The 12,862-nt window shown below is 43.8% G+C and carries 10 protein-coding genes and 1 pseudogene; 1 reads left to right on the top strand and 10 read right to left on the bottom strand.

Annotated elements, in window-relative coordinates; translation table 11 throughout:
- Window positions 1-9: 9 nt before the first annotated feature.
- The 6 genes from MUB35_RS18015 to MUB35_RS17990 are packed head-to-tail and all read right to left on the bottom strand — an operon-like array spanning window position 10 to window position 6,956.
- Window positions 10-1,746 carry an ABC transporter ATP-binding protein gene (locus MUB35_RS18015; RefSeq protein WP_158293307.1) on the bottom strand — a complete coding sequence of 579 codons (1,737 nt, stop codon included), beginning with the start codon at window positions 1,744-1,746 and terminating at the stop codon, window positions 10-12.
- Window positions 1,743-3,482: an ABC transporter ATP-binding protein gene (locus MUB35_RS18010; RefSeq protein ID WP_240577358.1), complete on the bottom strand. Its 1,740-nt coding sequence runs from the start codon at window positions 3,480-3,482 to the stop codon at window positions 1,743-1,745. The genes MUB35_RS18015 and MUB35_RS18010 overlap by 4 nt, the downstream gene beginning before the upstream one ends.
- Window positions 3,475-4,137 carry a hypothetical protein gene (locus MUB35_RS18005; protein WP_240577357.1) on the bottom strand — a complete coding sequence of 221 codons (663 nt, stop codon included), beginning with the start codon at window positions 4,135-4,137 and terminating at the stop codon, window positions 3,475-3,477. Before MUB35_RS18005 ends, MUB35_RS18010 begins: the two co-directional genes overlap by 8 nt.
- Window positions 4,118-5,611: an ABC transporter ATP-binding protein gene (locus tag MUB35_RS18000; protein ID WP_240577356.1), complete on the bottom strand. Its 1,494-nt coding sequence runs from the start codon at window positions 5,609-5,611 to the stop codon at window positions 4,118-4,120. Before MUB35_RS18000 ends, MUB35_RS18005 begins: the two co-directional genes overlap by 20 nt.
- Window positions 5,611-6,351, bottom strand: a complete 741-nt coding sequence (locus MUB35_RS17995; RefSeq protein ID WP_240577355.1) for an energy-coupling factor transporter transmembrane component T — start codon at window positions 6,349-6,351, stop codon at window positions 5,611-5,613. Before MUB35_RS17995 ends, MUB35_RS18000 begins: the two co-directional genes overlap by 1 nt.
- Window positions 6,351-6,956: an MptD family putative ECF transporter S component gene (locus MUB35_RS17990; RefSeq protein ID WP_015533385.1), complete on the bottom strand. Its 606-nt coding sequence runs from the start codon at window positions 6,954-6,956 to the stop codon at window positions 6,351-6,353. Before MUB35_RS17990 ends, MUB35_RS17995 begins: the two co-directional genes overlap by 1 nt.
- Window positions 6,957-7,250: 294 nt before the next feature.
- Here MUB35_RS17990 and MUB35_RS17985 point away from each other — a divergent pair, with 294 nt between their 5' ends.
- On the top strand, window positions 7,251-8,249 hold the full coding sequence (locus tag MUB35_RS17985; protein WP_117638850.1) for a helix-turn-helix transcriptional regulator: 999 nt from the start codon (window positions 7,251-7,253) through the stop codon (window positions 8,247-8,249).
- 111 nt (window positions 8,250-8,360) lie between these two features.
- Here the strand turns inward: MUB35_RS17985 and ltrA are convergent, their stop codons facing one another.
- From ltrA to MUB35_RS17965, 4 genes and pseudogenes are all read right to left on the bottom strand, one after another.
- Window positions 8,361-9,755: a group II intron reverse transcriptase/maturase gene (ltrA, locus tag MUB35_RS17980; protein WP_244791299.1), complete on the bottom strand. Its 1,395-nt coding sequence runs from the start codon at window positions 9,753-9,755 to the stop codon at window positions 8,361-8,363.
- Window positions 9,756-10,321: 566 nt separating this feature from the next.
- A pseudogene (locus tag MUB35_RS17975) lies at window positions 10,322-11,611 on the bottom strand (lysozyme family protein); the annotation flags it as partial.
- On the bottom strand, window positions 11,586-11,864 hold the full coding sequence (locus tag MUB35_RS31030) for a hypothetical protein (protein ID WP_306800648.1): 279 nt from the start codon (window positions 11,862-11,864) through the stop codon (window positions 11,586-11,588). The gene MUB35_RS31030 and the pseudogene MUB35_RS17975, both read right to left, overlap by 26 nt.
- A gap of 272 nt (window positions 11,865-12,136) precedes the next feature.
- Window positions 12,137-12,856 carry a winged helix-turn-helix transcriptional regulator gene (locus tag MUB35_RS17965; protein WP_240577353.1) on the bottom strand — a complete coding sequence of 240 codons (720 nt, stop codon included), beginning with the start codon at window positions 12,854-12,856 and terminating at the stop codon, window positions 12,137-12,139.
- Window positions 12,857-12,862 lie beyond the last annotated feature (6 nt).

Here is a 12,862-nt window from a genome sequence, read left to right as displayed (position 1 = left end):
CATATTGCCCTATAATTTCCAACTTTTAATGGATTTTTCTTTTTCCCACATAGTTTTATAAAGAGGCACTGATTGCAATAATTCATCATGTTTTCCGCAGCCCTGCAAAACACCGTCAGATAAAACAAGTATTTGATCTGCATTTTGGATATAGGACAAAGTGTGTGATACAAGGAACACCGTTTTCCCCTTAATCATTTCTTCTATGCCCTTTTGTATTGCTACGGCATTTTCAGCATCCAGACTGGAAAGCGCCTCATCCAAAAGAATGATCGGGGAATCTTTCAAAATTGCCCTCGCAATAGCGACACGCTGACGCTCACCACCGGAAAGGCTTGCACCGCCCTCGCTGATAACCGTTTGATAACCCTGTGGGAGTTTTTCTATAAATTCGTGACAGTGAGCCTTTTTTGCCGCCTCTATTACCTGCTCGTCCGTTGCGCTCTGGTTTCCCATCCGAATATTATTCATCATGGTATCCTGAAAAAGATATACTTCCTGAAAAACGATACTCACATGACGCACCAGATCACTATGCTTTAATGTTGCCGCATCTTTCCCATTCAACAGAATCCGCCCGTTTTTCGGCGTCACGAATCCCAGAATCAAATTAAGGAGAGTAGATTTGCCGCTTCCAGAAGGACCAACCAATGCAGTGATCGTTCCGGGGTTAGCTGAAAAACTTACATGACTAACTGCTTCACGCTTTCCATCATAGCTAAACGATACATTTTCAAACCGTACATCGGCTTGTGTATCGGCAAACTGTGTAATTCCCTGTTTTTCATTTTCAGTCGGCAGGTTGTTAATTTCCGCTATATTATCCAACGATGCGTTTGCAAGATTCATCATTGCAAAGGAACCCATCAGAGCTTCCAGCGGACGGTAAAAAATAATACCCATGATTGCAAAAAACAAATAGGTTGCCGAGGCTAATGAACCAGAACGAACCATTGTAATGCCAACACCCAAACTCAAAAACAGCCCCAGATTCAGGCAGATCTTATAACCCATACTCCAATTCGTCAGCGTCGATTCATAACGGCCAGAAGCTGTGCAATATCCGTCCACCTGATTCTCTACGAGCTTACCGGTTTGTTCCAGCCGGTATGCCTTGATCGTTTCCATACCCTGTACATATTCCAGCGTGGAATCAATCATTGCCACCTGTGCATTTTTCTTCTGCTCTCCCAGTTGAACCATGCTCTTTTGAAACTGCTGGTAGAGGATATAACCGGGGATGATTCCCACAAACAGAAGAAGCGCCATACGCCAGTCCACACTAAGCAGCATCAGAGCAAATACAACCGTCATGATCATGCTGGAAACGAAACCGGCAATAATCTCCATGATATTCATTTCCACAAAACTTAAATCAGTTGTAAACAAAGATGTAAGCTGGCTGATCTTGTCTTTTGTAAAGTAGTATAGCGGAAACTGTTTGATTTTTGCCGCAATCGAAAGGCGTTCATCCCGCATCATGGCATAAGATACCGGGCGCTGTTTTGCAATCGTAAAGTAATAAAAAACAAAATGCAGGACAGTATAAACCAGAAACATAAGGCTATACTGTATCAGTTTTTCCCTTGTAAACGAACCGCCCAAAATATCTTTTATCGCAAGGAACAGCATGAAATATATCGCGCCCTCACAAATTGAGGTCAACGCCTGAAACAGCCACGCAAGATAAAGCTGCTTTTTACGCTCGCCTGCAAGTTCTAAGAATTTCCGTATCATAGCAATCATGCGTTTACACCTCCCATTTTCCATTGATCGGATTGCTCAAAGGCCGCCCACATATCCTGATACGGGGAGCAACATCTTATCAATTCATCATGTGTGCCGCAATCAATCACTTTGCCTTGTTCCAGAACCACAATCGAATCAGCTTCCTTGATACTGGAAAGACGGTGCGCTATTACGAGTACGGTTTTTCCCTCTGATAATTTAGCCAGCGCCTTTTGCAGTAAATCTTCATTGTCGGCGTCAATGTAAGCCGTTGCCTCGTCAAGAATCACAATCGGCGCATTTTTCAGAATTGCCCTTGCCAATGTGATTCTCTGTTTTTCGCCACCGCTCAACTTGGTTTCCTTGTCTATCACTGTGTCATAGTCCTTTGGAAGCCGCATAATAAAGTCGTGACATACGGCATCCTTTGCTGCCTGCATCATTTCTTCCTCCGTGGCCTCTTGGTTTCCCATCATAATGTTTTCCCGGATACTCTTTTTGAACAGGAACGTATTCTGGGTCACAAAGGAGATCTGGGACATCAGATCGGATAGCGGAATCTGGTTCAGCGGTACGCCTCCCAGGCAAATCTGTCCCTCGGTTATATCCCAAAACCGGCAGATCAGGCTGGCCGCCGTACTTTTACCGCTGCCGGAAACACCGACGAGCGCAGTTACTTTTCCATCAGGAACAGTAAATGAGACATCTTTTAATACCGGCTGTCCTTCCCCATAGGAAAATGTAACGTGTTCAAACACAATCGTGTGGTCGGAAAGTTCTGCCTTCGAGGTCATATCCGCCATTTCATCCAGCTTCAGAATTTCGTCTATCTTTTTTGCAACAGAAGCGTTCATGCCGATATAATCAAAGTTATTAGAAACAGTTTCCAACGGAATCAGCATGGCAAGCCCCATAAACAGATACATAATATAGCTGGCCGCTGTCACGCTGCCGGAGAGGTACATCAAACCAGCAAGTGGAAACAAGAACACAAGGTTGCTGTTTAAGTCGGCATGATTGAAAGCAACATATTTCAAGCAGCTTTGAAACCACTCTGTTACAACGGTGCTGTAAGTGCGGATGCTTTCTGACAGGCGGCCATAAGTGGATTCGTCGGCGGCAAATATCTTCAGTTCTTTCATACCGTTGACATATTCCACCGTCTTAACGCTGACGTCGGCAAACGCCTGATTAAATTCGTCCATTTTTTTCATCTGAACGATAATCATAAGAATACCGACAAGAATAAACAGAACGACCGGAATCAGCATGATACCGGCTACCCTAATGTCCAATATCGCCAGCAGGATTTCCATACATAGCGGTACAGCGAGACCAGAAATAATCTCTGGAATGTTATGGGCGTAAAATGTCTCCAACTGTTCCATATTGTCCATAATGATCGTTTTGACCTGCCCGGATGCCGTTGTTTTCACATAGCCCATTGGTAAACGGGCAATTTTACGGAACAGCTTTTTACGGGTTTCCCCCAATGTCTGGTAGGCTACCTTGTGAGAGATTTTTGTGCCGGTTCCAAACAGCAGATGTTTCAAAATGATTGCTACAGCAATCAGGCACACATATTGAAAAAGGTTCTCTGTCCGTTCATCCAGGAAACAGGTCACAATACCCCAAACGCCTAAATAGGGCAGGATGCCGCACAAAACAGACAGGACGCAACAGATCACCGCACCAATCAGGCGGCGCTTATTTTTCTTATCAATTAGTCCAAACAGGGCTTTTACATCACTCATTACAATTCATCTCCTCCTTGCGGAATAGTGAAATTCCAAAATCTGTCCGATACTCCATTTTGCCAACCAGGTATAGCAATAGTTCCATGACTTTAATACGCATAAGGTAATTGCGGTACTGTTCCGGCAGCAAGAGCAGTTCGGTAAAAATATGCTCCACACTTTTTGTTGCGGGTGCTATAAAGCATCCGCCCGCTGTAAAAAGTCCTTGAAAATCCATGTCCTCGTCAAACGCGATTGTTCCCAGCATGATATTCAGGCTGTTTATGATCTGCGGCAGATAAGCCACCACTGAAACACCAACAAAAGGTTCTTCTCCAAAATCACAGCTTTTCAGGTGGCTTGCACCATTGAAAACAGAAATATAATGGTCGCTCATAATCATCTCCAGCTGGTCGCTGAACAGCATATTCACTCGCCCCTGAAAGCAATAGGTGACTTCAATAAAACGATCTATACATTGGATATTTTTTTGAATTGGAGTTGTGATATGAACATTGCTATAAACAATTTCAGCACCAGGCATCACTTCAAAGCTCTGCATGGTGCCTTTCCCAAATTTGGGAGAAATTGTATATATCTTTGAATCCTTTTCAACGGAACAGTTACCAATCAGCTCATGGAAGAACAGGAGGTCATTTTCCATTCTCCTCAAGGTTCTGCCTCCTTTCTGACCGCAAGAAAAAATCATGTAGTCGATGCAGATTGTCGGGGGAAAGTGGGTAATCTTCCTGCTGTTTTCCGTTATCTAAATGAATCACTCTTGTACAGGCTGCCGCTAAAAATTCGTAATCATGGGTTACAACAAAAATTACCTTTCCCATTTTGGAAAGCGTTTGAAATAACCCCGCAACCTGAATCATGCTGTCATAATCAAGTCCGCTAGTTGGTTCATCAAAAATTAAAACATCCTTACAGCATACCATACTGACCGCCACGGCTGCACGCTGCTTCTGCCCCCCGGAAAGTGTATTGGGATGATGAGTACGGTACTCATAAATACCCAGCCGTTCCATTGCCTGTTTTGCTGCATCCAGATCAGGATGCTTAATTCCAAATACACATTCCTTTTCCAATGTATCGGCAAATAACTGATAGCTTACGTCCTGCATCACCATATAGGAGCGTTTTAACCGGCTCTTTGCGTTCAGTTCTTTACCATCCCAAAGAATTTGTCCCGTACAGTTTGTGTGCAGGCCGCATAGTGTTCTGGAAAATGTAGATTTCCCGGCTCCGTTATGGCCGATAATTCCTATGATTTCTCCCGGTGCCGCACTCAAATTCAAATCGTCTAGAACCGGCTTTTTCTTATAGAACAAGGATAAGTTCCTGACTTCCAAAATCGGCTTTTGAGAATTTTCAGCAAAGGCTCTTGGCTGTACCTTTGACAAATCTAAAGCGCGAAGTCCCATACTATGCCGCTGTTCTTCAGGAATAGAAAGAAACTGGCTTGGAGAAAACACAGCAGATATAGCCCCGTTTTCCATATACGCAATGCGGTCAACTAATTCCCTCAGATAATAAATCCTATGTTCTGCAATTAGAATGGTCTTGCCTTGTTTCTTTAGGAGTTCAAGTGTACGCCGCAAATCCTCAATAGCATCCATATCCAGATTGGACGATGGTTCATCTAACAAGTAAATACTCGGAGACATAGCATAGATGGACGCAAACGCCACCTTTTGTTTTTCACCGCCAGACAATTCAAATATGCTTCTCCCGGTCAGATGGGCTATATCCAAATCCGCAACTGTCTTTGAAATGCGTTCTTTCATTTTTTCTCTTGGATAAGTCAGATTTTCCATTCCAAAGGAGATTTCACTGTCTGTATCTACATTAAAAAATTGAGAGCGTGGATTTTGGAATACAGACCCCACATACTCGGACACTTCGTATATGGGATAATCCTGTATATCTTTACCGTCAACATAGGTTGTGCCGGTAACTTCTCCCGGATAAAAGTATGGAATCAGTCCATTCACAAGACGGGTCAATGTGGTTTTCCCACAGCCGCTTCGCCCACACAACAGCACACACTCGCCTTTGTTGATTGTCAAATCAACATCGCGCAGTCCGCCATTTTGTAATGATTCCTGATAGGTAAAAGAAACCTTGTCAAAACGGATCATTAGCCTGCACCCCCTTTCAATTTCAGCCAGATTGACACTGACATAAACAAAGTGAACAGGATAAAGCATACAGCATCCGCAACATTAAAGTGGATTTCCTGCAAGCAGGTTCGGGGCTTCGGATTTTCCAGCCCCCTTGTAACAGCCGCCGCCGATAATTCATCCGCCACTTTCAGTGCTGACATCATCATCGGAACATAGATACATTCCGCTGTTCGGGCCGGATGGGTTAGCAGACTTTTTACGGTTGGAGCTACATCGCGCATCCGCATGGCATCGCTGATATAGCCCCAGTCCTCATGCACCATAGGAAAATAACGGAGCATGACCGTCAGAGGAATAACCATTGCTTTTGGCATATGAATACGGTTCATGGTCGCCATAAATTCATTTACCCTTGTCGTGCTGACTAAAATACCTCCGAGCATGGCACAAGGAAAGATTTTACGGATAAATACGGTAAATGTTACAATCGCAATCTGCAAAGTCCCTGTCAAATAATTTGTTCCAATGATATGCAGAACAACCATTCCCGCATAGATAGCAGCCATTCTTACCGTAAACCGCTTTGCTCCTACAAGGACGCCGAGAATCACAACGCATACAACCAGCGCAATCTCATAGAGTAAAGAGGGCGCAAGGAACAACGCAACATTTCCGACGATCAACAGATATAGTTTTGTGCGAGGGTCTAAATGTAATGTGGCAAGTGTGTCTTTTGTTTGCAGTTGCATCTCCATTACACTACTCCGGCCTTTTCAAAATGCTTTTTCAATAGTTTCTGGCCTACAAGACCGCTGATAGCAGCACAGATCAACACGCCGATAATCATTGCCGGGAGCATCCAGTTTTGCGCGGTTGAAACCATTGTGTCCATATAGGTCTGTTCTGTTCCCTTTTCTACCAAATATTGCACATAGGCGTCGCGGTCAAACCAAAGCATACCGTAGGAGAAAACTGGGCTGAGAACAAAAATCATGTAGGACAACAGGTTACGCCCTTTGTTTCTAAAGTTCCCGGAACCGGCCAGCAGATCGGCCACAACGCCGAGAATACAATATGCCAAACACATAGACCAGTACATACCGAGTACGAACAGTACACCTCCTACCAAAATACCGGTGACAATGATTGGGCCATGCTTCGGCACCTTCGCCAGTATCAGCATATAAACCGGGCCGCACAGCAGCGCAATAGACAGCGGGCAAAGGAAAGTCAGTACAGGGAAGAACCCAAAGATAGCTTCGCCAATCATGGCGCATACCATGTACAAAGCAGCAAGGATGCCGGTGGTAATCAAATCACGCACAGATAGCCCTTTTTTCATTTGTTGTGAATTAGACATTTTCAACGTCCTCCTATTTATTATTTGCTGGCAGAAGCCTCATTGACCTACGCACAAAATCGTGATAGAATTGCTGTGATTAGAGTCAGCTAACCAGCCAGTAATGCCATTCTACTCAGTGATTTTTTTTGTGTCAAATCCGGCAAAAAAGGTCAAAACAGGAGTTAAAAGTGGAAAAACAACCGGATATATCAGTGCTTTTTGTGGTTTTGCTGACAGCCTTTGCGACATTTTGGAGCATAAAAAAAGATACTGCGGATTATTCCGACTACATAAGAAACGGGGGTGAGCAGGATGCAGACCGATTCTACACAGGCCGCGCACGAATTAGGGGATGCTTCTTTTTATCTGCATGATTATCATTTTCGACAGGATAATCATAATGGAATCTGCACCTTGCAGCCGCAAAACAGACAAGGCTATGGAAATATCTATCAGGTTCAACCGACAGATGGATTATTCCTGTCAACCGGAAGCTGGATACCATACGCCTCAATGGAACGTAAATATGAGATCAATCAAAAGCTGGTGAAAATTTATTATTTGGAATCCGGCGGTGTTACCCTGATCCAGAATGGGCGGAAAGCCCAACCCATCACAGAGGGAATCCACCTTTATCTAAATAAGCCGTCACAGGGGCGAGTATTATATCAACCCAATATACCAATCAGCTATGCGTCAGTTTTGCTGTTTGAAGATTACATAGAGAAAAATCTGCAAGACCGTTTTACCCCGGACGATTTTGACTATGCAGAGGTTTATGATTGGAAAGCTTTTGATTATAATACCCCGGAAATTGGAACCCTGTTTTTGCAGATACGGGATAAACTGATTGCTGGCGAAACCTCCCGTCTTTACTACGAAAGCAAAGTGGGTGAACTGCTTTCTATTGTGGCAGGCAACTTTCATAAACAGCGACAGGAGATAGCATCTAAACACCAGTCTCTTTCCAAACAAGAGAAAAAGGCGCTGGAATCTGTACGTCTGGCTATTGAACAGAATATTTTAAACCCACCAGAACTCTCGCAGCTTTGCAAAATAGCAGCAATGGGACAAACTAAACTTCGAGAATCATTCAAAAAAATGTATGGTGTTCCTATTGGGACATACATTCGACAATCCAAAATGAAATATGCTTCACTGTTACTTAAAAAGAATGAATTATCAATTTCATCTATAGCCAAACATTTAGGGTATCAAAACGCAAGTAAATTTTCTAGCGCTTTTAAAAACTATTTTAATCAATCGCCTGAAATTTACCGAAAAAATAATTATAATATGCGTAAAGATTAGAATCACTTGCCATTTTTTTAGAAATTTTTTAATTATATTAATCGAGTAGGAGGCGGTGACTAACCGCCGTCCTCTCACACCACCGTGCGTACCGTTCGGTACACGGCGGTTTCAATAGTTGACGTGCACGGACTGATAGGCTGTGGCTAAATCATAGAAGCCACCGTTTATCAGTCTCTCTTTTGTCATGGCTTTCTTAACTGTTGTCAGATTCGCACAATACCAGTGTCCTCTTCGGCAGTTTGCCGCCATATTCGCATAGTATTCGTGTACTCCCATCTTTATCAGATTTCTTTTCTTTGTTTTTGGAAGTTTCCACTGTTTCCATATACACATGCGTATTCTGTGGTAGAGCCATCCGTTGATCTCTTCGATGTTGTTCTTCATGCTTGCTATTCCGTAATAGTTCAGCCATCCTCTTGCATATATCTTGATTTTCTCAAGGCTTGGCTTGATTGACTGACATCGTTTACGGGAAGACAACTCTTTCAGTCTCGACTTAAACTTTCTCCATGACTTTGGATGAACGCGAACATAAATACCCGTTCCATTCCTTCCCAATGCAAAGCCTAGATACTTAAAATTTCGGATTGCAAACACACTGACAGTACGGCTTTTCTTTCTGTTGACTGTAAGTTTCAGTTTCTCTTCAAGGTATTTCGTACTGCTTTCCAGAAGTCTCTCCGATGCCCGTTTGCTCTTCGCAAGGAGCACGATGTCATCTGCATATCTGACGCATGGGACTCCTCTCTTCAAAAACTCCTGGTCAAACTCATTGAGATAGATATTCGCCAGTAGTGGGGATAGATTTCCTCCTTGTGGCGAACCTTCCTCTGTTTCCATGACTACTCCGTTCTCCATTACCCCGCTTTTCAGATATCGCTTAATCAACTGCACCACCCGTTCGTCCTTTACATTCTTACGGAGTAAGTTAAGGAGAATTTCATGGTTCAGTGTGTCGAAGTATTTTGATAAATCTAAGGATACTGCATATGTGTATCCTTGTTCTGCATACTCTTTCACTTTTTGTATTGCGTCCTTCGCACTTCTGCCCGGACGATAGCCAAAGCTACCATCTGCAAACAGCGGTTCATAGATTGGCACTAACTCTTGCGTGATTGCCTGTTGGATTGTACGGTCTATCACCGTTGGTATACCAAGCTTTCGCACACCACCATCTGGTTTGGGAATCTCAACTCGTCTTACTGGAGACGGAGTATACTTTCCACGATAAATGCGGTCGGTTATCTCTTGTTGATGCTCCTTTAGATATGGAAGAGCCTCTTCAATGGTCATGCCATCAATTCCTGGTGCTCCCTTGTTTGCCTTAACTCTCTTATACGCTCTGTTAAAGTTATCTTTATACAGGATCGCTTCTAAAAGTCTCGGCTGTGCACTGTCTCTTTCTTTCCATATCCGATTGAATGACCTAGACGCTTTCACATACCCTTCATGTTCCGCATTATCTCTTTGCGAACAGCCATTGTTTTCAATGTTTTCTGGCATAGACGGTCATTCCTCCTTTCTCGGTCATACTCAAGACTCCTACTGATTCGGTCCTTCACCTCTCGGCTACTATGACCTCTGCTGACTTCTGTGCGTTCAGCATTGCTTTATGCAGTGGTTACCTCTTTCAAGGCGTACCGCACAGACCTCCCTAGGTACCACACGTTTCTTCCTCTCCATCCATCTGCCTCATTTATCATGCATGATTCCGTGTAGTTATTGGACTTCGACTTGGTAAGCAGCCTTATCCTCATGCATAACCTTATATGAGATTTCTGTTCGTCAGACCAGAGATTTGCCCATGAGTTAGTATGTTCCTCACATCCAGCTTCCTTCAGATTCCATCTCACGATGGACACCCTTGCCTTCGGCTATATCCTTCCCACTACCGGGCGGATTCGGGACTTTAACCCGTTAGAAACGTGCGCCGCTAGGCGCACTCACAAAAAAGAGGCGCTAAGTTTGCACCTCTTTTTATTGTAAAATTCATACTCATTCTCTAATTTGTTTTTTAGTCAAGGTAATCTAAACTATTGACTACTCTCTAAGAGTCAACATATTAATTTTCAAAGTATACCATATCCCATGATCGTTCCGTTATTGATATCGTAGCTTCTCTGGTTCACGGCATCACTGGAGTTTCCCTCTACGGTGTATACGGTACTGCCCTCGGTTTTCTCCACGATTCCTACATGGTCTGAGGTTCCATCTCCGTTCCAGTCAAAAAAGATTAGGGTTCCGGGCTCTGGCGAGTATCCTCGGCTCTTCCATTTTCCCTTGTTCTGAAACCATGCGATTCCGTCATCACACAGAGAGAACTTCGGCATCTTACCGTTTTCGATTAATCCTGCCTGATCTCCACACCAGCTGGCAAAGCAGGCACACCATGCTACATGGCTGTCAAATCCATACCACGACCAGAACTTCTGGCCACCTTCATTTCCAAGCTGGGTAAGTGCCACGGATACAATCTGGCCGTTGCCTCCAAACAGGCCGGCAAACAATCCGCCGCTAGAATAATACCGCAGGACGTGAGGGACATATTCTGGATCCCCATAGGCACTCCAGCCATGTGAAGCCGCCTGTTCATTGGAAAACTGCAAAGCGTTTTCTGCACTGTAGCCCCCATAGTTTCGGAGAGCCCACGTTATGTATCCGTTACCGTAGTTATATCCTTGCAGAGACAGTTTCAGCTTGTCCATGTCCTGGGGACTAGTGCATCCGGCTTCCTTCAGGCAGTCCGCATAATATTGGATTCCCACTTGTATGGAGTAGTCTGCATCCTGGATGGCATTGGGGCTGTTGGAGTACCGGGTGTTGTATGGGCACTCACTGCTCTGCATGGGATCGGTTCCCCGACCGCCGGATTCCTGCATCATGATCGCCTGTATCACCGAGACGTATTCGGGGATTCCATACTGATTGGCGTATTTCTGGATGGTTGATGTGTAGGAAAGGACTTCCTGGCTGAGTGCTTCGCTGCTCTCTGAGCTTCCCGAAAATGCGGCACCGCCAATAATTCCGACTATGATAACCAGAAGCAGAACCATGACCGCTCCGGCGGCTCCCAGTGCAGCTATCATGGACTGTACGGTTTTCGCTGCCGCTTCCACGGCGGCCTTGGCTGCCTTGAAGGTATTCTCCCCTGCCCTTGCCGTTTTCTGTATCCTGCGTACTCCATCGGAAGTCTGCAAAGCTGCTTTCTTCGCCGCCTGTTTCGCTGCCCTTCGTTCCATCTGCTTCTGCATCCGGGCTGTCAGGGCGTCGGAGCTGGCCACACGGAGCTTCTGTTCTGGCTGAATGCTGATCTTCGCAGACGGAGGGGCTGTCTTAATAGTACGCCTCTGTATATTCTTCGGTATCCAGCAGGGCTTCTACGCTCTCCGGCTGGGACTCTTTGGTTTCTTTTTCTTCCAGGAGCAGTTCCATACAGTCCAGAAGCGAGGTCTGGTGTTCCCGGAATCTCCGCTCTGCATTGAAATCGTCCCAGTCGTACTCCCGAAGCTTCTGGATCGTCTCTTCATCCACGCCCTGTTCACGCAGGATCTTCTCTTCCTCTGCTTTCCACTGGTTCCATCTATATTCTTCTTTTGCTTTATTGTAAGCCACTTATGTTTTCCTCCGATCTGAATTTTTGCGAAATCAAATCGGAGTGTGGCGGTGCTCTGGTCCGTTCTTCCTGTCTACAGGAATGTCCGGCATTTCTGCTGTCTCCCTGCAAACACGGATCTCCTTTGTAATCATATCTTTACAAAGGCACAGTGTATCGGATGCACCTGTCAGTTAACGGTCAGGAAACTGTCAATTGACGGTCAGTTTTTATCACCTTCTTTCCAGAATAAATAAAATAAGACGAATAATCTTTTTACGGATCATTCGCCTTACTGTTGTTCGTTTTCTTTATTCAATTCAAATTTGTAACCTATATCCCTGACACTGACGATACAATTCCCAGCACCATCTTCAACAACATTCAGCTTTTTTCTCAGTCGCTTTACCAGACACCAGATGATATTTTTAATATCACCAACAGGATAATCTTTCCAGACAAGCTGGTAAATCTGTTCAAATGTGTATACTCTCATCGGTGTCACCGCTAATAAATATAAAAAATTATATTCTTGTCGTGTTAAATGTAACGCTACATTATTCCAAAATACTTTATGTTTCTTATGATTCATTACAAGTTTTCCCTTATTAATCAGCGTTTCGGATTGCTTTTGAGTTATTTTTTGTTTATTATTTCGTCGTGCCAATGAAAAAATCTGCAGATCTACTTCTTCTGTAGTGCTATTTATATCCATTACACAGTCTGCACCAGCGTATATTAATTCTTTTTTCCATGACATACACAATAAAGAAGAAGTATCCGTCAAAATAATAATTGGTATCTGCGTTATCTTTCTAATAGCAGATATAATATTACTTATGTTCTCTTTATAAAGGATCACTCCTATTATAAGCACATCATAAGAAAATAAACTCAAATTATGCAGTAAAATTTGTAGATTTTCTGCATAATCTGAGTTTATCTCATTGAATAGTTTTCGATATGATTGATTGTCAAAATATGCTAATATCTTGTATTTTGTGTCTTTCATATTTAA

The organism is Blautia sp. NSJ-175 (genome assembly GCF_022867815.1).
In the GTDB taxonomy this organism is placed as follows: domain Bacteria; phylum Bacillota; class Clostridia; order Lachnospirales; family Lachnospiraceae; genus Blautia; species Blautia celeris.
The sequence above is the reverse complement of the archived record's forward strand: the minus strand, read 5'-3'. Positions and strand labels throughout refer to the sequence as shown.